16 protein-coding genes and 2 pseudogenes are annotated in these 23897 nt (G+C 71.1%); 8 read left to right on the top strand and 10 right to left on the bottom strand.

All coding sequences use genetic code 11. The features are described 5' to 3' along the window. Positions 1-285: 285 nt before the first annotated feature. A complete protein-coding gene (locus GA0115254_RS21410; protein WP_093896924.1) occupies positions 286-1341 on the top strand; it encodes a lipoate--protein ligase family protein in 1056 nt (351 codons plus the stop codon). Between the two features lie 34 nt (positions 1342-1375). Here GA0115254_RS21410 and GA0115254_RS21415 read toward each other — a convergent pair. The 3 genes and pseudogenes from GA0115254_RS21415 to GA0115254_RS21425 form a co-directional block, all read right to left on the bottom strand. Further along, positions 1376-3884 (bottom strand): annotated as a pseudogene (locus GA0115254_RS21415) (SpoIIE family protein phosphatase). A gap of 109 nt (positions 3885-3993) precedes the next feature. Further along, on the bottom strand, positions 3994-4683 hold the full coding sequence (locus GA0115254_RS21420) for a response regulator (protein WP_093896908.1): 690 nt from the start codon (positions 4681-4683) through the stop codon (positions 3994-3996). Continuing rightward, positions 4680-5828, bottom strand: coding sequence for a sensor histidine kinase (locus GA0115254_RS21425; protein WP_176740233.1), 1149 nt, complete (start codon positions 5826-5828; stop codon positions 4680-4682). Before GA0115254_RS21425 ends, GA0115254_RS21420 begins: the two co-directional genes overlap by 4 nt. Before the next feature lie 168 nt (positions 5829-5996). Between GA0115254_RS21425 and GA0115254_RS21430 the strand changes: the two genes are divergently transcribed. After that, positions 5997-6977: a carboxymuconolactone decarboxylase family protein gene (locus GA0115254_RS21430; RefSeq protein ID WP_093896910.1), complete on the top strand. Its 981-nt coding sequence runs from the start codon at positions 5997-5999 to the stop codon at positions 6975-6977. Beyond that, positions 6974-7783, top strand: coding sequence for a class I SAM-dependent methyltransferase (locus tag GA0115254_RS21435; RefSeq protein ID WP_093896911.1), 810 nt, complete (start codon positions 6974-6976; stop codon positions 7781-7783). Before GA0115254_RS21430 ends, GA0115254_RS21435 begins: the two co-directional genes overlap by 4 nt. On the opposite strand, the pseudogene GA0115254_RS21440 reads toward GA0115254_RS21435, so the two are convergent. Next, positions 7761-9235, bottom strand: a pseudogene (locus GA0115254_RS21440) (amidase). The gene GA0115254_RS21435 and the pseudogene GA0115254_RS21440 sit on opposite strands and share 23 nt — an antisense overlap. 186 nt (positions 9236-9421) lie before the next feature. Here GA0115254_RS21440 and GA0115254_RS21445 point away from each other — a divergent pair. The 3 genes from GA0115254_RS21445 (at position 9422) to GA0115254_RS21455 (ending at position 12025) form a co-directional block, all read left to right on the top strand. Continuing rightward, entirely contained in the window at positions 9422-10096 is a 675-nt protein-coding gene (locus GA0115254_RS21445) for a hypothetical protein (protein WP_218105571.1), read from the top strand. After that, complete coding sequence (locus tag GA0115254_RS21450) at positions 10093-11124, top strand: nucleotidyl transferase AbiEii/AbiGii toxin family protein (protein WP_093896912.1); 1032 nt, start codon at positions 10093-10095, stop codon at positions 11122-11124. Before GA0115254_RS21445 ends, GA0115254_RS21450 begins: the two co-directional genes overlap by 4 nt. Positions 11125-11248: 124 nt before the next feature. Next, the gene (locus GA0115254_RS21455; RefSeq protein ID WP_093896926.1) at positions 11249-12025 is read left to right on the top strand and encodes a hypothetical protein; all 777 of its coding nucleotides are present in this window, start codon (positions 11249-11251) and stop codon (positions 12023-12025) included. On the opposite strand, the gene GA0115254_RS21460 is transcribed toward GA0115254_RS21455, so the two are convergent. From GA0115254_RS21460 to GA0115254_RS21480, 5 genes are all read right to left on the bottom strand, one after another. Beyond that, entirely contained in the window at positions 11988-13556 is a 1569-nt protein-coding gene (locus tag GA0115254_RS21460) for an NCS1 family nucleobase:cation symporter-1 (protein ID WP_093896913.1), read from the bottom strand. The two genes, GA0115254_RS21455 and GA0115254_RS21460, sit on opposite strands and share 38 nt — an antisense overlap. 101 nt (positions 13557-13657) lie before the next feature. Next, positions 13658-14659 carry a TIGR03842 family LLM class F420-dependent oxidoreductase gene (locus tag GA0115254_RS21465; protein ID WP_093896914.1) on the bottom strand — a complete coding sequence of 334 codons (1002 nt, stop codon included), beginning with the start codon at positions 14657-14659 and terminating at the stop codon, positions 13658-13660. Between the two features lie 11 nt (positions 14660-14670). Continuing rightward, positions 14671-16071, bottom strand: a complete 1401-nt coding sequence (hydA, locus tag GA0115254_RS21470; protein ID WP_093896915.1) for a dihydropyrimidinase — start codon at positions 16069-16071, stop codon at positions 14671-14673. Between the two features lie 311 nt (positions 16072-16382). Beyond that, positions 16383-17762, bottom strand: a complete 1380-nt coding sequence (locus tag GA0115254_RS21475) for an NAD-dependent succinate-semialdehyde dehydrogenase (RefSeq protein WP_093896916.1) — start codon at positions 17760-17762, stop codon at positions 16383-16385. Between the two features lie 13 nt (positions 17763-17775). Beyond that, positions 17776-19470, bottom strand: a complete 1695-nt coding sequence (locus tag GA0115254_RS21480; RefSeq protein ID WP_093896927.1) for a thiamine pyrophosphate-dependent enzyme — start codon at positions 19468-19470, stop codon at positions 17776-17778. Between the two features lie 241 nt (positions 19471-19711). Here GA0115254_RS21480 and GA0115254_RS21485 point away from each other — a divergent pair, with 241 nt between their 5' ends. Then, the gene (locus tag GA0115254_RS21485) at positions 19712-20659 is read left to right on the top strand and encodes a hypothetical protein (protein WP_141720888.1); all 948 of its coding nucleotides are present in this window, start codon (positions 19712-19714) and stop codon (positions 20657-20659) included. 54 nt (positions 20660-20713) lie between these two features. Here GA0115254_RS21485 and GA0115254_RS21490 read toward each other — a convergent pair whose 3' ends face one another. Next, a complete protein-coding gene (locus tag GA0115254_RS21490) occupies positions 20714-21631 on the bottom strand; it encodes a LysR family transcriptional regulator (protein ID WP_176740234.1) in 918 nt (305 codons plus the stop codon). A 181-nt stretch (positions 21632-21812) separates the two neighbouring features. Between GA0115254_RS21490 and GA0115254_RS21495 the strand changes: the two genes are divergently transcribed. Continuing rightward, complete coding sequence (locus GA0115254_RS21495; protein WP_256102719.1) at positions 21813-23699, top strand: alkaline phosphatase family protein; 1887 nt, start codon at positions 21813-21815, stop codon at positions 23697-23699. Positions 23700-23897: the final 198 nt, after the last annotated feature.

Consider the following 23897-nt stretch of genomic DNA (forward strand, 5'->3'; position numbering starts at 1 on the left):
CCCCCATTTGCCGGTCGGTCTTATTCGCTTCGTCAGCCCGCCGAGCCGTCGCCGGTCGAGGGGCGATCGGGAACCGCGGGTCGGGCGGGCTGTGCGACAGGCTCCAGGGTCGCCATGCGCTCCACGTGATACGCCATCGGCACGACGTCCGTACGGCAGGCGGCGTGATCCCCGACAGCAGGTCCGTCACCGCGCATGTGCGGATTAAACCGCACGGCGTCGGAGTTGTCCTGGATCGGAGCCGATTCGCGGCGATGAGAATCGGGCGAGACTGGAGGCATGGCTGTGCACGGTGAGTACAAGGTCCCCGGCGGCAAGCTCGTCGTGGTGGATCTGGACGTCGAGGGCGGGGCACTGCGCAACGTACGGGTGGCCGGCGACTTCTTCCTGGAGCCGGACGAGGCGATCCTCGCGATCGACGCGGCGCTGGAGGGCGCCCCTGCCAACACTGACACCGCCGGCCTCACCGCCCGGATCGACGCGGCGCTCCCCGCCTCGACCGTGATGCTCGGCCTCACCTCCGAGGGTGTCGCCGTCGCCGTACGCCGGGCTCTCGCGCACGCCACCGAGTGGAGCGACTACGACTGGCAGCTCATCCACGAGGCCCCGCAGTCCCCCGCACTCCACATGGCGCTCGACGAGGTCATCACCGCCGAGGTCGCCGCGGGCCGGCGTCCGCCGACGCTCCGGGTGTGGGAGTGGGCCGCGCCGGCCGTGATCATCGGCAGCTTCCAGTCCTTGCGCAATGAGGTCGACCCGGCAGGCGCCGAACGCCACGGCATCACGGTCGTGCGCCGCATATCCGGTGGTGGGGCCATGTTCGTGGAGCCCGGCAACACCATCACGTACTCGCTCTCCGTCCCGGACTCCCTCGTCTCCGGCCTCTCGTTCGCCGACAGCTACGCCTATCTCGACGACTGGGTGCTCGGTGCGCTCGGCGACATGGGCATCAAGGCCTGGTACCAGCCGCTCAACGACATCGCCACGGACGCCGGGAAGATCGCGGGCGCGGCACAGAAGCGTGTGGCCGGCGGGGAGGGTGCCGTTCTGCACCACGTGACCATGTCGTACGACATCGACGCGGACAAGATGCTGGAGGTGCTCCGGATCGGCAAGGAGAAGCTCTCCGACAAGGGCACCAAGAGCGCGAAGAAGCGTGTCGACCCGCTGCGCCGCCAGACAGGACTGGCGCGCGAGGCCGTCATCGAGCGAATGATCGACTCCTTCCGTAGCCGGCACGGCCTCACGCAGGGCAAGGTGACGGACGAGGAGATGGCCAAGGCCGAGGAGCTCGTGCGTACGAAGTTCGGCACCGAGGAGTGGACCGCTCGGGTGCCGTAGAGCCTGCGCCGTGGACGGCTCCCCCGGAACGTCCTCACATTCCCGTCGCCGGCAGTTCCTGCTCGGTCCAGATGATCTTGCCTTCGGGCGTGTAGCGGGTGCCCCAGCGGTGGGTGAGCTGGGCCACGAGGAAGAGGCCGCGACCGCCCTCGTCCGTGGTCCTGGCGTGGCGCAGCCGGGGTGAGGTGCTGCTGGCGTCGGAGACCTCGCAGATCAGGACGGACTGGCGCAGCAGCCGCAGCCGGATCGGGCCGGTGGCGTGGCGCAGCGCGTTGGTGACCAGCTCGCTGACGATCAGCTCGGTCGTCATCTGCAGCTCCTCCAGTCCCCAGGTCCTCAGCAGTCGGGCCGTCCGGGCCCGGACACCCGCAACGGCTGCCGGGTCGGGGGGTACCTCCCATGAGACGACATGGTCGGCGCTCAGTTCGTGGGTGCGGGCGAGGAGCAGGGCGACGTCGTCGGGCTGCGGCACGGGAAGCAGCTGCTCCACGGCCGTCGCGCACAGGGTGTCGAGCGGAAGTCCGCGCTGGGCCAGGACCCCGCCGAGGCGGGACATCCCGAGTTCGGCGTCCCGGTCCCTGCCTTCGATGAGACCGTTGGTGTAGAGGGCGATCAGGCTGCCGTCCGGCAGCTCGATCTCCGCTGTCTCGAAGGGCAGTCCGCCCAGGCCGAGCGGGGGCCTGCGGGCAGTTCGGGGAAGGTGACGCGTCCGTCCGGGGAGACGACGACGGGGGCGGGTGGCCGGCGCGCGCCATCGTGCAGAGCTGGGTGACCGGGTCGTAGATGGCGTACAGGCAGGTGGCGCCCAGCACGGTCGTGCCGCTCGACTCACCCTCGGGTTCCTCGTCGCTCAGGCGGATCACCAGGTCGTCGAGGTGGGCCAGCAGCTCATCGGGGGGAAGGTCCATGTCGGCGAGAGTGTGCACCGCGGTGCGGAGCCGGCCCATGGTCGCTGCGGCGCTGATGCCGTGTCCGACGACATCGCCGACGACCAGGGCGACCCGGGCGCTGGACAGCGGGATCACGTCGAACCAGTCGCCCCCGACACCGTCCTTGGCGTCCGCCGGGAGGTACGAGGACGCCACGTCCAGGGCCATGCCTCCGGGCAGCGTGTGCGGGAGCAGGCTGCGCTGCAGTGTGAGCGCAGCGGTGTGCTCGCGGGTGTAGCGGCGGGCGTTGTCCACGCACACCGCCGCCCGCGCCACCAGGTCGCGGGCCGGAAGCACGTCGTCCGGCTCAAAGGGGGCCGGGTTCAGCGATCGCACGAAGGTGGTCAGGCCGAGCACTGTGTCCCGGGCCCGCATGGGAACCGCAATGAGGGAGTGGAAACCGAAGTCGCGGATGGCCGCTTCCCTGGCGGGTTGTTCGACCGCCCACAGGTGCCTGACGGCATCGAGAACCGGGATGAGGACGGGTTCGCCGTCGCTGAGGAACCGTACGTCGTGGGGCGGGGGAAGGGAATCCACCTGGTCCCCGATCCGGTGGACCGCTTCCGGGCAGCCCTCCCGCACCGAGCTCATCCCTGCCCGACGCATCGTCGGCCGCAACGACGCGCCACCGGGGCGGGCTGCTCCGCCCGTACCGGAAGGCGCTGTGCCCAAAGGCCATGGGCCGGGCTCCTCGGGGCTGGCGACCGGCTCCAGCAGATCGACGGTGACGAAGTCGGCGAACCGCGGCACCGCGAAGTCGGCCAGCTCCTGAGCCGTGCGCATCACGTCCAGGGTGGAGCCGATGCTGGCCCCGGCGTCGTTGACCAGGGCCAGACGCTGCTGGGCCTTCCACCGGTCGGTGACGTCCAGGACCATGTAGCAGATGCCGGTGACGGTGCCGTCGGCGTCGGTCAGGGGGAAGAACGACGTGGAGTAGGCGCGCTCGCGGTGCGGATCGGCCCAGCTCCAGCCCCGGTACTCGAAGTCGATGACGGGAACCCCGGTGTCCAGCACGCGGCGCATCAGAGGCTCTATGGCGTCGGTCTCCAGTCCCGGGAGCACTTCGCCCATCCGGCGGCCCACGCGCTGCTCACGCGGGACGCCGCCGATGCGTTCCAGGGTTTCGTTCATCCAGACGTAGCGCAGTTGCGGGCTCATCACCGCCATGCCGATCGGCGAGCTGGTCAGGAAGGCGTCGAGCACCGACTGCCCGACCGTCCACACCGGTCGCCGTTCGCGTGCGGAGACCAGGAAGCACTCCCGGCCGTCCAGGTGGAACGAGGCCGAGATCCGCAGATCCACCTCGATCTGCCGACCGTCGCGCCGCCGCACGTCGGCGACACCGCTCCACCCCACGCCCGCACGGCACCGCTCGGCGATCCCCGCCACTCTCACCGGGTCCTCGGGCATCGCGAGGAGGAAGCCGGCGGACCGCCCGACCACCTCGGCGGCGCGGTACCCCAGCAGGTCCTGTGCGCTGTGTGTCCAGCCGATGACCGTTCCGGTAGCGGCCACCACCGCGGTCGCGTCATTCGCCGTGTCGAAGGAGTGCTGAGGGGTCCTGGGCTGCGACGGTTCGGCTCCGGGCGCCGACTGCGGGCCTTCGGACGCCATACTGGTCACCACCCATCCGCTCCGTTCCCGTCCATGATCCCGCCTCCGCCGCTCCGGTGCGAGCGTCCGCCACCGTGGACCGGGCGGGCGGGCTGCTGTCGCGCCGCCTTCAGGGGCGGGGTTCCCGGGGTGTGACGAGGCCCGATTCGTAGGCGAAGACGACGAGCTGCGCCCGGTCGCGGGCGCCCAGCTTCGTCATGGCGCGGCTGATATGGGTCTTCGCGGTGAACGGGCTGATCACCATGTGTGCGGCGATCTCCTCGTTGGTGAGCCCGCGGGCGGCGAGCGCGCTGACTTCGCGCTCCCGGCGGGTGAGGGTCTCGAAGCCGGGCGCAGTGCTCCGGTCGGGTGGTCTGGCGACGAATTCGCCGATCAGCCGACGGGTGACGGCGGGCGAGAGCAGTGCGTCACCGCCGGCCGCGACGCGGATGGCCCTCAGGAGTTCGGCGGGCTCGGTGTCCTTCAGGAGAAAACCGGCGGCTCCGGCGCGCAGCGCGTCGAAGACGTACTCGTCGAGGCCGTAATTGGTGAGGATCACGACATGGACGCCTGCCAGCAGGGGGTCGGCGGCGATCTCGCGGGTGGCCTCGATGCCTCCCATCACCGGCATCTGTACGTCGACGAGGGCGACGTCCGGAGTGTGCAGCCGGGCGAGTTCCAGGCCCTGGCGGCCGTCGGCGGCCTCGCCGATCACCTCGATGCCGTCCTCCGCTTCGAGCAGCGCCCGGAATCCGGCCCGCATCAGCGCCTGGTCGTCGACGATCAGCACCCGGATCGTCGGGGCGTCCCCCTCGGTCATCCGACGGTTCCTGCGGTGCGCAGGGGGAGCTCCGCGCGTACGGAGAAGCCGCCGGCCGGGCGGGGTGCGGCGTCGAGGGTGCCGCCGAGTGCGGTGACGCGTTCCCGCATGCCGGTGAGGCCGGTGCCGGTGGTGATGGTGTCACCGGCGACGCAGGGGCCCTGGTCGTCGATGTGCACGGTCAGGGCCCGTTCGGTGTAGGTGAGGCGGACGGTCGTCGTGGCACGGTCGGCATGCCGGGCGACATTGGTGAGGGCCTCCTGCACGATGCGGTACGCGGCCCGGTCGACGGCCGGGGGCAGGGGCCGTTCGTCACCGCTGACCGTGACGGCGAGCGCGATGCCCGCGGTACGGGCCCGCTCGGCCAGCTCGTCGATGCGGTCGAGCCCGGTGCCGGGCTCCACGACGTCGGTCCGGAGCACTTCCAGCGTTGCCCGCAGCTCACGCATCGCCTCGCCGCTCGCCTCCTGGATGGCGAGCAGTGCGGGTTCCACCTCGGTGCCCCGTTTGCGGGCGAGGTGCACGGCGACTCCGGCCTGGAGCTTGACGATCGAGATGGAGTGGGTGAGCGAGTCGTGCAGCTCGCGGGCGATCCGCAGCCGCTCCTCCCCCGCCCGGCGCAGCGCGGTCTCGTCCCGGCTGCGTTCGGCGTCCAGGGCGCGCTGTTCGGTCTGTCGCAGATACGCCTGCCAGTTCTTGTCGATGAGTCCGGTGACGCCCGCGCAGAGGAACCAGCCGAGCAGCAGGAGGGTGCGTTCGACGGTGCCCTGGGGGGCCGGTGCCGTGACGGCGAGGACCGTGAAGTAGCCGGTGAGGAAGAGGGCGCCCGCGCCGACGCCCCAGGCGCGGTGTCCGCTGCGGGCGGCCGCGTGCACGGCGGCCAGCACGGGGAACGCCGCCCAGCTTCCCGGGTGGGCGTGAATCACGTACCCGAGCATGCAGAGCGTGGTGAGGGCGAGGACCGCGCGTGGGGCGCTGCGATGCCCGGCCAGGGCGAGTGCGCCGGCCGCGATGAGCAACAGGTCGAGGGCACCGGGCGACGAGGCGACGAGGGCCGCGGCGGTGACCGCCGCGGCGACGACGACGGCAAGTGACGTATCCAGCAGGCGAGTTCGCCGGTCGATGTCCTTCGTTTCCCCCCGCATGTGCGGCACCCTAACCTCCGTACGGCTGCGGTGGCATCACCCGCGGGGACGGGGACGCGACTACTCCCGGGGAAGTAGTCGCGGCGGCGGTGAATCACACGGGATCAGCGGCAATCGCCTTCGGGTGTACGACGACCGGGGGCGGGCCGGCGGGCGAGCATCGTCGCCATGACCGGACCTTTCCGTTACACCTCACCCGTACCGCCGAAGTCGGCGACCGGCACGGTCGCCGATGTGTACGCCCAACTGGGCACCGATTTCGGCATCGAACGTGCCTCGACCTTTGTCGTCCTGTCCGCCGCGCCACCGTTGCTGGCCGGCGCCTGGGCCGCGATGCGGGAGTCCCTGCTGGCCGGGCGGGCGCCGCGCACGGACAAGGAGGTGGTGGCTGCCGGGGTGTCGCTCGTCAACCGCTGCCCGTTCTGTGTGGCCGCGCACACCGTGCTGCTGCATGCCACCGGCGACCATCGACTCGCCGAGACGATCGTGCGCGGCGAGCAGCCGAAGGACCCCGTGCACCGCCAACTGCTTGCCTGGGGAAAGGACATGAGCACCGCGCAGCCGTTCCCGGCCGAGCAGGCCGCGGAGTACATCGGGACGGGGCTCGCCTTCCATTTCATCAACCGGATCGTGTCGTCGCTGCTGACCGAGGACATGCTGCCCGGCGGCGCCCAGAAGTACCGCCTCGTGCGGACCGTGGCGGGCCGCTCCCTGGCCGGCACCGTGCGCCGTGAGCTGATGCCCGGGGAGAGCCTGGCACTGCTCGAAACGGAGGGCGAGTCACCGCGCTGGGCGGCGGGCACGGCGATCGGCACGGCATTCGGCGCGCTTCGTACGGCGGCGCATCTCGGCGCGGGGCTGCTGAGCGACGAGGAGCTGACAGTCGTACGGGAATCGGTCGCGGCCTGGGACGGCGTCACCTCCCTGCCGCTGCACGGCGCACAGCTGCCGGACCGGGACGAGCTGCCGGGCGCCCGGCTGGCGCTGCTCGCGGCCCGTGCGCCCTACCGGATCACCGACGACGACGTGGCCGCCTGGCTCGTACCGCCGCGCACCGATCACTGCCTGGTCCATCTGATCGCCTTCGGTGCGTTCTGCGCGGTCGAACGCATCGAGGCTGCCCTCACCACCACGAAGGAGCACGCATGACTGTCGCCGACGCCTGGAACGGACCGCTCGGCCTGCACTGGGCCGACCATCCGGAGCGTTACAACGCCATGCTGGCCGAATTCGACGCGCCGCTGTTCGACGTGGCGGCGATCGGCTGCGCCGAACGGGTCCTCGACATCGGCTGTGGCAGCGGCCTCACGACCCGGATGGCCGCGCGGCGCGCCCCGCAGGGGCGGGTCACCGGCGTGGACATCTCGGCGCCGCTCCTGGAACGGGCCCGATCCCTCACCCCCGCAGATCAATTCCCCTCCGTTTCCTACGAGTTGGGTGACGCGCAGGTTCATCCGTTGGAGCCGGGCGGCTACGACGTGGCGATCAGCAGGGGCGGGGTGATGTTCTTCGCCGACCACATCGCCGCGTTCACCCATATCGCCGGTGCACTGCGGCCCGGCGGCAGACTGGCCTTCATCTGCCCGCAGCCCCCGCAGGCCGACGGCGAGGAGGGCAGGACGCTGGGCCTGCTCGCCTCGCTGCTGGGGAGGGACCACGAGTCGGAGAACGCGGTGGCGACGGCGATGGCCTCCCTGTCGGAGCCGGAGCGTCTCCACGAGGTTCTGGGGGTGGCCGGCTTCACGGAGATCTCCGCGGTCGGCGTGACCGCGGCCACCTGCTGGGGCCGGGATGCGGCGGACGCCGTGGAGTTCTTCGTCTCCCGGACGCCGGGACTCGCCGTCCGCGATGCCACCCGGGCCTCGATGACGGATGTGCTGCTGCCGCACGAGACCCCGGAGGGTGTGCTGATGCGGGCGGGGGTGTGGGTGGTCAGTGCCCGCCGCCCGGTCTGACCGCGGCGGGAGGGGCGGGGGGCCGGTGCTCGTACCAGCGGCGGTCGGCCTCCAGCTGGGCGGCGAGGGAGATCAGCCGTTCCTCGCTGCGGGAAGGGCCCAGCAGCTGGGCGCCGACGGGCAGTCCGTCGGAGGTGAACCCGGCCGGTACGTTGATGCCGGGCCAGCCCAGCACGTTCCAGGGCCAGGCGTACGGACAGGCCTCGGCCATCGTCACATCGGTGCGCCAGGCACTCAGCCCGTCGAACCTGCCGATCGGAGGCGGTGGCAGGGCGGTCGTCGGGGTGAGCAGTACGTCGTATCCGGCGCCGGCCCGGGACGTGTGGAAGAACGCACCGATCCTGCGGTGCTGGCGCACCTCCCGCTCCCTGGCCGCGCGCACCACCCGGCCTCCCAGCCGGGTGCCGGTGCGCAGGGCGCTGCGGGTGCGCGGGTCGAGGAGGGCGGGGTCGGGGTGGCGGGCGGCGAGTTCGGCGATCCCGGCGGTGGCGCGGGGGACGAAGCCGAGACCGATCAGCCCGTAGCGGGGCCTGGCCTCCTCGACGTCGTGGCCGAGGCGGGCAAGGGCCTCGGCCAGCGCGGTGACGGCCCGCCGCACGTCGGGGTGGGGCATGGTGCCGGTGAGGGTGAGCGGGGGGCGCCAGGCGACGGCGATGCGCAGTCTGCCCGGGTCGCGGCGGGCTGCGGCCGATGCCTGGACGGGGGCGGGCGGTGTGGGTCGTCGGGGTGGGCTCCGGCGACCGCGTCGAGCAGCAGGGCGGCGTCGGCGACGGTCCTGGCCAGGGGGCCGTTGACGGTCAGGCCCTGAAAGGCGTCGCTGTGCGGGTGGACGGAGATCCGGCCGCGCTGCGGTTTGATGCCGACGAGATGGGTCCAGGCTGCGGGGATGCGGACGGACCCCGCGCCGTCCGAGCCGAGTGCGGCGGGTACGAGCCCGGCCGCGACGGCCGCCGCCGAACCGCCGGACGAGCCGCCGGGGGTGCGTCCGGTGTTCCAGGGGTTGCGGGTGACGCCGAAGGCCGGGCCCTCGGTGAACGGCCACTGGCCCAGCTCGCAGGAATTGGTCTTCCCGACGATCACGGCCCCGGCCGCCCGCAGCCTGCGCACGGCCTCGCTGTCGGCGGTGGCGGCGGGCAGATCGCCGTCGCAGCCGAAGTAGGTCGGCATCCCGACGACATCGGTGTCGTCCTTGACGGCGACCGGAACCCCGAGCAGGGGCAGCCGCTCCCCCGCGGCGAGCCGGCGGTCGGCCTCGGCGGCCTCGGCGAGTGCGGCCTCGGCGCGCAGGTGCCTGAACGCGTTGAGGGTGCTCTGGCTCGCCTCGATACGGCTCAGGGCGGCGGACACCTGCTCGGTCGAGGTGGTACGGCCCTCGGCCAGCTCCAGTGCGCTGTCGGCCAGTCCGGTGGGGCCGGCCGGTTCGATCGTTTCGACGGCTTCCGTTGAGGACATGGGCTGCCCGCCTTCCTCGTATCGGCAGGTGCGCGCCCGCACCTGTACGCCCGAACGAACTTACCGGAGGGTAACGAGTAGTGGGCGGTCCGCTCAACCGTTCGGCTGAGGGCCGCCGGGGAGTGTCAGTCCCGCTTGCTACGTTCACTGACGGAAGTGGACGGCGAAAGTGCTGCTGGGGGGCGTGTGGAAGCGGAGTTCGAGGGAGAATTTGAGACGCATCTGACGGTGCGGCTCGATCCACGCCCCGGTACGGGCGGCGCCGAGGCGGACGAGAGTGCCCGTCTGGAGCGCTGGGCGGAACGCAACGGCCTGAAACTCACCCACATCCTCCTGGACCGCGGCGCCGTGCCGGACCAGCCCATGCTGACCGAGCAGGGCCGTGGTTCGCTGACCGGGCGGCGGTCCGCGGCCCGGCTCCGGTCGGCCGAGCTGCGCGCGGCGGGTTTCTCCGTCGTACGGGTGAAGATCGAGGCCGCTCCGTGGAACGAGGACATACCGCGGACGGCCGACGAGGCGGCGGCCCTGTCCCCCGTCTGTCATTTCGAGCACCACATCAAGCTGACGCTCTCCGGTGAGCCGGAGCTCGCCGTCGCACGGGCCGTGGCTGAGCGCCACAGCGCCCACCTCTCACGCAATGCCCGCCGCGCTGTCCAAGAGGGACGTCACGAGCGGTTCGTCACCCAGCGCTGCCGAGCGGTCGGCCGGCCTCAGGCGCGTGCCCGGCTCGACGCGCTCCTCGGCGCGCTGGGCGCCGCCGGGCTCGAAGTGCTGGAGGTCGAGGAGGAGTTCGTGGTGCACGACGACCATCCGGCGGTGGACGCGGGCTGGATCGACGAGCGGACCGGGGCGCCCGTATGAGCACGACGAACCGGCCTTTCCCCGGGGAACCGGCGTTCGACGACCCGTCCCTGGCACCGCGCTGGCGGGCCGCCCGGCGCAGCGTCCAGGACCACCTGCTGCGCGTGATCGCCGAATCGCCCTGGGGTGACGGCCTGATTCTGCGTGGCAGCCTCCCGCTCCAGGCCTGGGTGGGCGCTGCCGCCCGGGAGCCGGGCGATCTGGACTGGATCGTCCTGGAGCCGTCGGCGGACAGTTTCACCGACCGCCTCGATCCCTACCCGTACGTCGACGGGGTCGAGGTCGTCCAGCAGTGGCCGGAGGCCGCGCACGGCGCGGCGGCTCCCGGGCTGTGGACGGACGGCGAGTGCCACACCACCGGAGGCGCCCGGCCCGTACTCGCGCCCGAAGGGCTGCACTGGATCGATTCCGACGACGTGGAACCCTCCCCCGCCCCGGCCGAGGAGGTCATCGGGGCCCTTCGGGCCGGGCCTCCGCCGCCGAGCGGGATACGGATCGATCCGTACACGGTGACCTCGGACGGCGTGTGGATGTACCGGGAGTACGAGACGCCCGGCACGCGCGTCGTCGTCCCCTGGCAGGCCGACGGGCTGCCGCCGGGCGAGCTGCGGATGGACTTCGCCCAGGACGAGCGGTTGCCCCAGGCCCCGGTATGGACCGCCTGCCCGCGCGGCGACGGCGGACCGCCCACGCCGGTCCGTACCGCGGGTCCTGGCCTCTCGCTCGCGTGGAAACTGCTGTGGCTCGCCGAGGACCAGGAGGCCGAGGGCCGGTCGGCGGCCAAGGACCTGTACGACGCGGTGCTGCTCGCGGAGCACCCGTCGACCCGGCTGTCGCCCCGCCTGCTGCGCACCGTGCTCGGCCCGCACGCGGAAGGGTTCACGCCCGGAACGGTGCTGGACTGGCTGGTGGACTGGGCCGCGTTCCACGCCGTCCATCCATGGGTGGACAGCGATCCGGGCCGGCTGCGGGAGCGGTTGGCGGGTGTGCTTCCACGACTGCTGGAGCAAAGCGCCCGGCCGCGCTGAGGACAGGACCGGTGGCCGGTCCGGTGGCTCCCTCCGTCGCGCGACCCGCCCCGCTCCGACGTACGCTCAGAAGGATCGGATCGCACACTTGAACAGGCCCGACGGGCCCTTCGAGGGAGGCGCCGTGACCGGCCAACTCATCGGCACACGCAGGGCCGCCTGGGCGGCGGTCCTCGTACTGGGACTCACCAGCGGCAGCGTCATCGGCGGCGGTGTGGCACGGGCGGACAACGGCATCGACACGCTCCCCGCCCAGCAGATCGCCGACCGGTCGCGCGACGCGCTGCTGAGCGTCCATTCGCTGCACCTCAGCGCGCGCGGCCACTACAACAGCGGCAGCCCCGCCCCGACCCTGGATCTCACCCTGGACCGGGACGGCAACTGCAACGGTTCGGTGAACCTCGGCAACGATCAGGGGTCGGCCCGGATCGTGAAGCGCGGCGACGACGTCTGGGTCAAGCCGGATGCGAACTTCTGGAAGAACCAGGTTCCCGGCGTCGGCTCGGCCTTCGCCGCAATCCTCAACGGGCGGTACATGAAGGGCTCGGCCGACGATCCGAGACTGCGCGACCTGGTGAGCGGCTGCGATCTGGACACCTTCCAGAAGCTGGTCGCCGACCACGCGGACAACGACCGCGGGACGCTGAACAAGGGCAGGAAGACCACGCTCGGCGGGGCTTCGGTGGTACCGCTGACCAGGCTCAGGGACGGCAGGACGATGACGACGTACGTCGCGGCCACGGGCAAGCCGTACCCGCTGAGGATCACGGTGCAGGACGGTGGGGCGAGCGCGGTCATGGGCTTCTCGGCTTTCGACAAGCCGGTGCCCACGGCCACGCCGCCACCGGATCAGACGTACGACATCAGCGCGCTGCTGAGCCGCCCGATGTCGCCGGTGTGACCTCGGACCGACCGCTGAGCACCGCGTACAGCACCAGCGACGAGGCCAGCCCGACCGCCCAGCCGTAGTCCGCGAGCGGCTTGAGGAACGGGATCAGGCCGTCGGCCGGGAAGGGGCCCGTGCCCGGGGCGGAGTGGGAGCCGCCGATCGCCAGGATGCCGCCGACGACGAACGCGACGACCGCCCGCCAGTTCCAGCCGTTCGCGTACCAGTAGCGGCCGCCGGGACGGTACAGGTCCGCGAGGTCGAGCACGGTGCGGCGGACGATCCAGTAGTCGGCGATCAGAATGCCCGCGACCGTACCGAGCAGTCCGCCGACCAGACCGAGCCAGGTGAAGATGTACAGCTCGGGGGTTTCGGTGAGTTTCCACGGCATGATGAGGACGCCGACGACACCCGTGATCAGGGCTCCCGTACGGAAGTTGATGAGTTTGGGTGCGAGGTTCGCCAGGTCGTACGCGGGTGACACGACGTTCGCCGCGATGTTCACGGAGACCGTCGCGACGAGCACCGTGACCAGGGCGTAGAGCAGACCGAAGACGTTGTCGGTCCTGGCGACGAGCTGGACCGGATCCCAGATCGCCTCCCCGTACACGGCCTGTGAGCCGGAGGTGACCAGAACCGAGAGCAGGGCGAAGAGCGTCATGGTGGTCGGCAGGCCGAGCGACTGGCCCCAGATCTGGGCGCGTTGACCGGCCCCGAAGCGGGTGAAGTCGGGGATGTTCAGGGAGAGCGTGGCCCAGAAGGCGATCATCCCCATCAGGGACGGGAAGAAGACGGGCCAGAACTCCTTGCCCCAGCCGAGCTCGGAGGGCTGGTCGAGCAGCGGGCCGAAGCCACCGGCCTTGACGGCGACCCAGACCAGAAGCACCACGGCGCCGACGATGACGAACGGGGCGGCCCAGTTCTCGAACCGCCGCAGGGTGTCCATCCCCCGGTAGATGATGGCGAGTTCGAGCGCCCAGAAGAGGATGAAGCAGAGCCAGAGCGTCCACGGCTGCCCGCCGATCTCGGACGCCTTCGCCCAGCCGCCGAAGATCTTCCCGAGCAGGGTGAAGATGCCGACGCCACCGATCCAGGTCTGGATGCCGAACCAGGCACAGGCCACCGCGGCCCGGATCAGCGCGGGCAGGTTGGCGCCGCGCAGACCGAAGGAGGCGCGGGCCAGAACGGGGAAGGGGATGCCGTACTTGGGTCCGGCATGCCCGGTGAGCAGCATCGGGCCGAGCACGATCAGGTTGGCGAGCGCGATGGTGAGGACGGCCTGCTTCCAGTCCATGCCGAGGGCCACCAGGCCGGAGGCGAGCAGCCAGGACGGGATGTTGTGGGCCATGCCGACCCAGAGCGCGGCGAAGTTGTACGTCGTCCAGCGGCGCCGTTCCAGCGGAACGGGCAGCAGGTCGTCGTTGACGAACCGGCTGTCGGTGGGGACGGCGCCGGGGGCGAGTTCGACGCGACCCGCGGGGCCGGATATCCGGCCCTGCGGTGGAAGCGGTGGGAGGGGTGGGGTGGGTGGGACGGTCGATGTCATGGCGGCTGGACCCTTCGCTCGGGAGCGGTGCCGTGCGGGGCGGGGCGCGTGCGTGCGTGCAACCGTGGGACGGGGGTGCGTACAACCGTGGGGCGGACGGGTCAGGCCGACAGGGCGGGGATGATCTCGGATCCGTAGGCGTCGATCGTCGCCTCGCGTGCATCGTGCATGTTGTAGACGGCGAACTGGTCGACGCCCAGATCGCGCAGGGCCCGGAGCTTCTCGATGTGTGCCTCGGCGGGGCCCAGCAGGCAGAACCGGTCGACGATCTCGTCCGGTACGAAGGCCGTGTCGGGGTTTCCGGCGCGGCCGTGGTGGCTGTAGTCGTAGCCTGACCGGCCGGCGATGTACGCGGTCAGGGCCTCGGGGACGAGTCCGGAGTGCTCGCCGTACCGGGAGACCAGGTCCGCGACATGGTTGCCGACCATGCCGCCGAACCAGCGGCACTGCTCGCGGGCGTGGTCGAGGTCGTCGCTCACATAGGCGGGGGCGGCGACGCAGATGGTCACGGAGGCCGGGTCGCGGCCGGCCTCCGTCGCGGCGTCCCGTACCGCCTTGATCATCCACTCGGTGAGGAACGGGTCGGCGAGCTGGAGGATGAAGCCGTCGGCCTTCTGTCCGGCGAGGGCGAGTGCCTTCGGGCCGTACGCCGCCATCCAGACGGGCAGTCTGCCGTCCTTCACCCAGGGGATCTGGACCGGCTGCCCGTCGACGGTTGCCTCCCGTCCCTCGGCGAGGTCGCGGATGACATCGATGGCCTCGCCGAGGCGGGCCAGGGTGTTGGGCCTGCGTCCCGCGACGCGCATGGCCGAGTCGCCGCGCCCGATGCCGCAGACGGTGCGGTTGCCGTACATGTCGTTGAGGGTGGCGAAGGTGGAGGCGGTGACCTCCCAGGTGCGGGTGCCCGGGTTGGTGACCATGGGACCGACGACGAGGTGTTCGGTGTGTTCGAGGATCTGGCTGTAGATGACGAACGGCTCCTGCCAGAGCACCGCCGAGTCGAAGGTCCAGCCGTAGCGGAAGCCGTTGCGCTCGGCGCGGCGCATCAGGCCGACGACGGCCGAGGCGGGCGGGTCGGTCTGGAGGACGAGTCCGAAGTCCATGACGGGTGCTCCTAGTCCAGGTACTGACAGGTGGCTCGCGGGGTGTACATTCCGTGACCGGCCCGGCCGGTGAACTTCCTTCCGTCGATGACGACTTCACCGCGCGAGAGGACCGTTTCGACCTGGCCGGTGATGCGCCTTCCCTCGTATGCCGAGTAGTCGACGTTCATGTGATGGGTATCGGCGGAGATGGTCTGTTCGGCCGCGGGGTCGTAGATGACCACGTCGGCGTCGGCGCCGGGGGCGATGGTGCCCTTCTTCGGATAGAGGCCGAACATCCGGGCCGGGGAGGCGCAGGCGATCTCGATCCAGCGGCGGCGCGAGAGGTGACCGTCCACGACCGCCTGATGAAGGAGGTCCATCCGGTTCTCCACACCGGGCATGCCGTTGGGGATCTTCGAGAAGTCGCCGCGGCCCATCTCCTTCTGTCCGGAGAAGCAGAAGGGGCAGTGGTCGGTGGAGACGACCTGGAGTTCGTTGTTCCTGAGGCCCCGCCAGAGCGCTTCCTGGTGTTCCTTGGGGCGCAGGGGGGTCGAGCAGACGTACTTCGCGCCCTCGAAGTCGGGCTCGGCGAGGTTGTCGGTGGAGAGGAAGAGGTACTGCGGGCAGGTCTCGCCGAAGACGGGAAGTCCCTTGTGGCGGGCGGCGGCGACCTCGGCGACGGCCTCGTCGGCGGAGACGTGCACGATGTACAGCGGGGATCCGGCGACGCGGGCGAGCTGGATGGCGCGGTGGGTGGCCTCGGCCTCCAGCGCCACCTTGCGGACGTCGCCGTGGTAGCGCGGGTCGGTGCGGCCCTCGGCCAGTGCCTGTTCGACGAGGACGTCGATGGCGATGCCGTTCTCCGCGTGCATCATGATCAGGCCGCCGTTGTGGGAGGCCCGTTGCATGGCACGCAGGATCTGGCCGTCGTCGCTGTAGAAGACACCGGGGTAGGCCATGAACAGCTTGAAGGAGGTGACGCCCTCCGACACCAGCAAGTCCATCTCCTTGAGCGAGGACTCGTTCACATCGGAGAGGATCATGTGGAAGGCGTAGTCGATGGCACAGTTTCCGTCGGCCTTCGCGTACCAGGCGTCGAGCCCTTCGCGGACCGCGCGGCCCACGGACTGGATGGCGAAGTCGACGATCGTGGTCGTGCCGCCCCAGGCGGCCGCGCGGGTGCCGGTCTCGAAGGTGTCGGCGGCGTAGGTGCCGCCGAACGGCATCTCCATGTGCGTATGCGCGTCGACACCGCCGGGGATGACGTATTTGCCGGTGGCGTCGATCCTCCGGTCGGCGCTCCAGCTCTTGGCCGCGTCGGTGTCGTGTGCCGCGAGCGCGGCGATGCGGCCGCCTTCGATGAGTACGTCGGCATGGATTTCGTCGGACGCGGTGATGACGAGACCACCGTGGATGACGGTGCGGCTCATGTACCCCTCCTCACTGTGGCGGAATGGGTCTACGCACGTAGACAAGGTGCGTGATGAAGAACGTAGAAGTGGGTTACCCACTGTGGCAATACCGCTGCGGCTAACCGCCGAAGACGTTTCTGTTTCACCCGTCCGGCACTCGACCGGCCCACAGCACGACGCGACGCGGCGCCGCTCCCTGGTGGGGAACGGCGCCGCGCCGCGTCGTATACGTGCGCCGCCGACGGCAAACGGTCTTCCTCGGGCAAGGGCGGCGCCGGCCGCCGGTGGCGGTCGGCGTCCGGGCGACGGGTGACGTTCGACGGGCCTGGCTAGCGCTTGACGCGAATCAGCTTCTTGTTGGCGAACTCGTCCATGCCGTACCTGCCGAGTTCACGGCCGATCCCGGACCGCTTGATTCCTCCGAAAGGGAGCTCCGCGGCGGTGCCGGGGGCGTCGTTGATGTACACCATCCCGGCTTCCAGGCGGTCGGCGACTCTCAGTGCGTGCTCCTCGTCGTCGCACTGGACGACCGCGCCGAGACCGTACGGGCTGTTGTTGGCGAGCGCGATCGCCTCTTCCTCGTCGGCCACTCGGTGGATGAGGGCGACGGGGCCGAACAGTTCCTCGTGAAAGGCGCGCATCCGGTCGGTCACCCCGGTGAGGACCGTCGGCTCGTACCAGGCGCCGGGGCGGTCGATGCGGCGGCCTCCGGTGAGGACCGTCGCGCCCTGTGCCACCGCGTCGTCGACCTGGGCGGCGAGAGCCTCGGCGGCGGCGACGGAGGAGAGCGGGCCCAGGAAGGTGGCGGGGTCGGTGGGATCGCCGGGCTCGACCGCCCGCACCTCAGCGGTGAACTTCTCGACGAAGGCGTCGTGTTGCTCGTCGAGGACGATGATGCGCTTGGCGGCGTTGCAGGCCTGGCCCGCGTTGCCGAACCGACCGGTGAAGGCCTGCTGGACGGCTCGGGTCAGATCGGCGCCGCCGAGCACGAGGAAGGGGTCGGAGCCGCCGAGCTCCAGTACGACCTTCTTCAGGTGCCTTCCGGCGATCTCGGCGACCGCGGCGCCCGCCCGCTCGGAGCCGGTCAGCGAGACACCCTGCACCCGCGGGTCCGCGATGACGTCGGCCACCTGCTCGTCGGAGGCGAAGAGGTTGATGTACGCACCCTCGGGCAGGCCCGCGTCACGGAAGATCTGCTCCATGGCGAGCGCGGACGCGGGACACTGGGGGGCGTGCTTGAGCAGGATCGTGTTGCCCAGCATCAGATTGGGCGCCGCGAACCGGGCAACCTGGTAGTAGGGGTAGTTCCAGGGCATGATCCCCAGGAGCGGCCCGACCGCCTCCTTGCGGACGACGGCGGTGCCGCCGGCGACGACGGCCAGTTCCTCGTCGGCGAGGAAGACGGCACCGTTGTCGGCGTAGTAGCGGTAGATCGACACAACGATGTCGATCTCGATCCCGGCCTGTGTGACGGGCTTGCCCATCTCCTGAGTGATCAGGGCGGCCAGGTCGTCCTTGCGTTCGGCGTGCAGATCGGCCACGCGGTGCAGCAGGGCGGCCCGTTCCTCGACGGGGCGTCCGCGCCAGCCGGTCTGCGCGGCGGTAGAAGCGGCCAGGGCCTGGGCGATCGATGCGGCGGTGGACTGTGGGTAGCGCCGGACCGTTGCTCCGGTGGCCGGGTCGACGATGGCGTACTGAGTGGTGGTCATGGTGTGTACTCGCTTACGGCAGGGGGATGTTCTGGTCGACGACGACGTGGATGACGGCGGGCCTGCGCTCGCCCGTCACAGCCTTGAGCGCACGCTCGACGGCCCCGGCCACCTGGTCGTCGGCGGTGACGGTCTCGCCGTGGGCACCGAAGGCACGCGCGTAGGCGGCGAAGTCGGGGTTGGCGAGCTGGGTGCCGCTGATCCGGCCCGGATAGTGGCGTTCCTGGTGCTCGCGGATCGTTCCGTACTGCCGGTTGTCCATCAGGATCACGAGAAAGGCCGCACCGTACTGCACTGCCGTGGCGATCTCCTGACCATTCATCAGGAACTCGCCGTCGCCCGCGACGGCGACGGTCAGCCGGCCGGGGCTCTCCAGCGAGGCGGCGAGGGCGGCCGGGACGCTGTAGCCCATGGAGCCGTTGCGCATGCTGAGCTGGCTGGGGAAGACCCGGGTCGGCAGATAACGCTGGGCCCAGATGCAGTGGTTGCCGGCACCGAAGGTGTAGACGGCGTCGTCGGGGAGCCGTTCGACGACTTCGGCGACGACGCTCGTCATGTGGGCGGTGCCCGGTGCGGTCGCCGGGAGCCCGGCGCCGGTGCGGGCCGCGGCGGGCAGTGCGGCGTGCCGCGCCTGCTCCTCGCGGGCCTCGGCGGTCCACTGCGTCCAGTCGGGGTGACCGGTCAGGTCGAGACCGGTCAGGGCTTCGGTGAAGGTGTCGGGGGCGGCGAGTATCTGCCGGGTGAGGGCGCCGCTGCGACCTCGCAGGGTGGCGTCGATGTTGGCGACGACGGTGGTGGACGACGGGGATTGGCGCAGCGTGTAGCCGTCGCTGGGTACGTCGGTCAGTACGCCGCCGACGCAGAGCAGCAGATCGGCCTCCTCGACCCGGCGGGCCAGCGAGTCGAGCCGCCCGTATCCCAACTGGCCCGCATTGACCGGTGAGTCGAAGGGCACCCGGTCGGAGGCCCGCCAGTCCTGGGCGACCGGAATGCGGTGGCGCTCGGCGAAGGCGGTGAGCCGGGCGGCGGCGCGAGGGGTCCAGCGGGGGCCGCCGGCGAGGATGAGCGGACGCTCGGCGCGGACGAACAGCTCGCGCAGCGCCTCGAGTTCGGCGGGGGCGACGCCGCCGTCCGCCACCGGGACGACCGGGTGGAGATCCGGCGGTGCGGGGCGGGTGATGATGTCCTCGGGCAGCCCGACGACGACCGGCCCGGGACGGCCCGAACGCGCGGCGAAGAAGGCCTCGGCGACCAGCTCGGAGGCGCGCTCCGGCTGGTCGAGGAGGAGGACACGCTTGGCCTGCGTGCCGAACCAGGCACGCGGGTCGAAGTCCTGGAAGGCCTCGCGGTCGCGGTGGTCGCTCGGGATCAGGCCGACGAACAGAACGAGGGGTGTGGCGTCCTGCCAGGCGGCGTGGACGGCCACGTAGGCGTTGGCGGCGCCGGGGCCGCGGGTGACCAGGGCGACGCCGGGCTCACCGGTGAGCTTTCCGTGCGCCTCCGCCATGTAGGCGGCGCCGCCCTCGTGGCGGCAGACGACGGTGGTGATGTCGGAGTCGTGCAGCCCGTCGAGGACATCGAGGTAGCTCTCGCCCGGGACGGCGAAGACACGCCGGACCCCGTGCAGGGCAAGGGACTCGACAAGGGCGTGACCGGCGGAGCGGGTGCGGGCGCGGTCGGTGCCGGGGCGTGCGGAAGCGGGTGACATGACGGTCACGGACGGGTCCTTCGGGGAGGTGCGGCGCAGCTGCGGATACGGATGCGCTCGGCAGGTCCCTCAGTATCGGAAGGCACCGGTCATGCCGTCCAATACACAAATAGCAACCCAACCATAACCATTGAGCATGAAAGCCAGGTGGCGTACGACGTGCCACCTGGCGAGGGAATCTGCCGGGCGGCACGGAACCGGTCCGAGCCCTGGGCAGGGCCCGCGGCCTAGCTTCGCTCCCATGATCAGAAATGGATTCATCGTGTCGGCCGTAGCCTGCGCCTCGATCGCCGCAGCAGCTCTGGGGGCCTGGGCGGCCGGCCCTTCGGACGGATGGAAGCGTGTCGGGACCGGCATCCAGGGCGGCGTGAGCGGCATGGCGCTGGCCGAGGGCGCACCCGCGGACCCCGACGGGGCCGATGCCGTCATCGTGCGGGACAACAAGGCGGACCGCGAGAGCCGGGTGGCCACCGTGCGGCTGAGGCCCGGCAGGGCACCCGTCACCACCGAACTGCCCTGGCTCGGCGTACTGCCGAAGGATCTGGAGGCGCTCGACGCGGTGCCCGGCCTCGTCGGCCACTACATCGCCCTGGCCAGCAACGGCGACGCCTACCACATCGTTGTGGCGAACGGTCGCGCGACCGTTCAGGCCGGTCCCGTCACCGTGCCGGACAGGCGCGACGGCGACAACTACGAGAGCTTCGCGCTGCACCGCGACGAGTCGGGCAAGGTCTTCGCGGTGTGGGCCACCCGGGGCAGCGGCGAACGGAAGGCCGTCGTACGCGCGGCGTCAGCGACCATCGGCGCACGTGGTCTCGGCTTCGGCTCCCCCACCACTCGGCAGGAGTTCGCCGTACCGTATCCGAACGAGGACGAGGTGCGGCACATCAGTGACCTGAAGGTCCTGGCGGACGGGACCGTCCTGGTGTCGTCGGCGTCGGATCCCAATGTGGACAACGGGCCGTTCAGCTCCGCGGTCTACAACGCCGGACGGCTCACCGTGAACGGCGCGCACGACGCCGTGCTGCGGCTGAGAACGGCCGACGAGCTCACCCCGCTCCGCCGTTTCACCAAGCAGGACGACCGCAAGATCGAAGCGATCGCGTTCCTGCCCGGCGGACGGGCCGTCTGGGGCACGGACGACGAGAACCACGGCGGCTGGGTGAAGTTCGACCGCGTCACGCCGTAGCCGTCGCGCACCAGCACGCCTCGGCACGCATACGCTGTCGCTGCCGCGAAACCGTCAGGGTCGCGGGGGCGCCGGGATCACGGCGTCCCCCTGTCCCACCAGGAAGTCCCTCAGCCGCACCGCCGTCGCGCGAATGGTGTCCGCCGCGAAGTGCCCGGGCAGCCAGGCCACATGGAGCGGCACCTGAAGCACCTCCCGGCGTCCGGCCCCTTCCGCCGTGATCCACAGCGCATGCGCCCCGTACCGCGGCAGATCCGTGCTGACTCCGATCCCGTGCCCCGCCACCGCGAGCGCCTCCACGGTCGGGCCGTCGTCGCACTCGGTCAGCCGCTCAGGCGCGAGATGCGCCGCGCCGAGCGCGTTGTCCAGTACCGCGCGGCTGACGCTGGAGCGCGAGTGGGCGAACAGCCGGTCGCCGCAGATCTCGGCGAGGCCGATCTCGGTGCGGCCTTCCCTGGCCCAGGGGTGGTCGGGGGCGACATGCGCCTTCAGGGCGGTGCCGCCGAGGTCGACGGTCTCGAAGCCCTCGACCATCGGCGTCGGGGACACGATGAAGTCCGCCTCGTCCAGAAGTTCGTCGTTGAGGGCGAAGTGGCCGGCCTGCCGGGTGATCAGCAGCGGATCGTCCGGGCCCGTCGTGGCGATGAACGGCGCAAGGAAGCCTCGGATGGTGGCCGCCGTGGCAGCGACCGTCAACTGCGCGACCCGCCCGGAGCGGAGCCCCTCGATCGCGGCCTCCATCTGGCGGGTCTCCGCGATGACCCGCCGGGCAAGGGGGACGAAGGCGCGCCCGGAGGCGGTCAGCACCAGCCGGTTGCCACGCGGCTCGAAGAGCGTCATACGGACCTCCCGCTCCAGCGTCTTGAGCTGACGGCTCAGCCCGGGCTGGGCGACATGGAGGGTGGCGGCGGCGGAAGTGATGGTCCCGGCCTCGACGACAGCGAGGAAATAGAGGAGGCGCCGGTAGTTCATCGGCCGATGATAGCGACGCCGACTGATAACGAAACGATGACGGGTCTGGTCCAAATGTTGGGTACGGTTCATGCGCTCGTCCTTTACGCGGCGTGGTCCGCTCACCACCGGCGGCGAGTCTCGGACCCATCACCGGACGCCCCCGATGTCCGGTGCCCACTGACCGATCCGGGAGGATCACGTGTCCCTGTCGCGCTCCGCGCGTACGGTGCTGGCCGCCGCCACCGTCGCCGCCGTCGCACTGCCGCTCGCCACCACGGCCGCCCACGCACAGGAGTCCCGGGGTGCGGCCGCTGCCCCGTACGCCGGTCTGCCCTCCGGTACCAAGCAGGCCAAGACCCTGGTCATCGGTATCGACGGCGCCACCTTCGACGCCTTCTCGCGTGCCGACGTACCGCACATCGAGCAGCTGATGGCCAAGGGCCTGACCGCACGAAGCAACCTGTACGCCAACCCGATGGCCCCGACCGTCTCCGGTGCCGGCTGGTCGTCCATAGCCACAGGCGTCTGGCCCGACAAGCACCAGGTGAAGGACAACAACTTCACTGCCCCCAACTACGGCCAGTACCCGGACTACGCGACCCGGCTGGAGACCGCCGACCCGGCCACGTCCACCCTCGTCGTCGGCACCTGGAACCCGATCCCGCAGATCGTCTTCGGTGCGAAGACCGATCTGCGGATCGCTGGCGGCAACGACGAGGGCACCACCGCGAAGGCCGAGGACTACCTCGCGCACGGCAACCCCGACTCCGCCTTCGTCCACCTCGACGAGGTCGACGGCGCCGGTCACAGCTCCGGCTCCGCGAGCGATGCCTACCTCAAGGCCCTGAACACCGCCGACGCACAGGTCGGCCGGCTGCTCGACGCCGTGACCTCGCGGCCGACGTACGCCGATGAGGACTGGCTCGTCGTCGTCACCGCCGACCACGGCCACACCCCCACCGGCGGCCACGGCGGCAACACCCCGCTGGAGCGCGGCACGTTCGTGATCGCCCGGGGCAAGGGCATCGAGCCCGGTTCGGTGCGCGACGACGTCAAGATCACCGACATCGCGCCGACCGTCCTGCGCCACGAGGGTGTCGCAACCGACCCCGCCTGGAACCTCGACGGCACCTCGCTCGCCGAGCTGAAGCCGGACGCCTTCGACGCGCTGCGCGGCTCTCTCCGTACACCCGTCGACGAGACCGGACTCCCGGCCGATGCCAAGGGGTGGACGAACACCGCGCCCGACGGCTGGTCCATCGACAACTCGAGGATGCCGGCCGGTGGTGTCACCGAGTGGCGCGGCTGGTCCTTCGCCACCGACGAGTTCTGGACCGGCGCCGAGCGCGGCCAGGGCCGCGAGACGAACGTCCGCGCCCGCAATGTGTTCGCGGTCGCCGACTCCGACGAGTGGGACGACAAGGCGCACGACGCCGGACAGTTCGACTCCACCCTGGTGAGCCCCGCGTACAAGCTGAACGGGGCGGCGAAGGCGACCGTCTCGTACGCCACGGACTACCGCGTCGACGGTCCGCAGACCGGCGATGTGTACGTCTCGTACGACGGTGGCGTCCCGCAGCTCGTGAAGTCGTACCGGAGCGACGCCAACACCGTCGAGCGTCTTGAGCTCCCTGTCCCGGCGGGCGCGAAGTCTGCCCGGCTGAGTTTCCGTTACACCGGTACGAACAGCGCCTTCTGGACCGTCGACCAGGTCGCCTTCGGCCGGCCCAACCCGCCGTCGCAGCTCGCCGTCACCTCGTTGGAGGCCGACACGGAGCTGCTGGGACGGCCCGGCTCCGACGCGTCCTGGAAGGTCACCGCGAACGGTGTGGTGAAGACCGCGCAGGGCAAGCCCGTGAAGGGCGCGAAGGTCACGGCCGAGCTGGCGGCCGGTGGCAGGGTGCAGAAGCTGACCGGCACGACGAAGAAGGACGGCTCGGTACGCTTCGGGGCCACCGTGCCACGGGGCATCGCCGAGGCCACGCTGACCGTCACCGATGTGCGCTACCAGCACCTCGCGTACCACGGCGAGCTCGACCCGGTCCGCACCCTGGATCTCACCCGCCCCACCGGCCACCGGGGCTGACCGGCCGGCCGGGCCCAGAGTCGCCGGCCGGGCCCGGCCGCAACGCGCATACGCCGGAACCCGTGCCCGGCCACGCCGCTCCCGCGCCGGGGTTACCGTGGCAGTTCCCGCCGGTGCGGCCCCGCGGGCCGCCGGGGCACACAGCACAGCGGCTCCCCACCCCGCTGTGCGCTGCGCACAGGTTCCCGCTCCCGGACC

It is taken from the genome of Streptomyces sp. Ncost-T10-10d (assembly GCF_900091955.1).
In the GTDB taxonomy this organism is placed as follows: domain Bacteria; phylum Actinomycetota; class Actinomycetes; order Streptomycetales; family Streptomycetaceae; genus Streptomyces.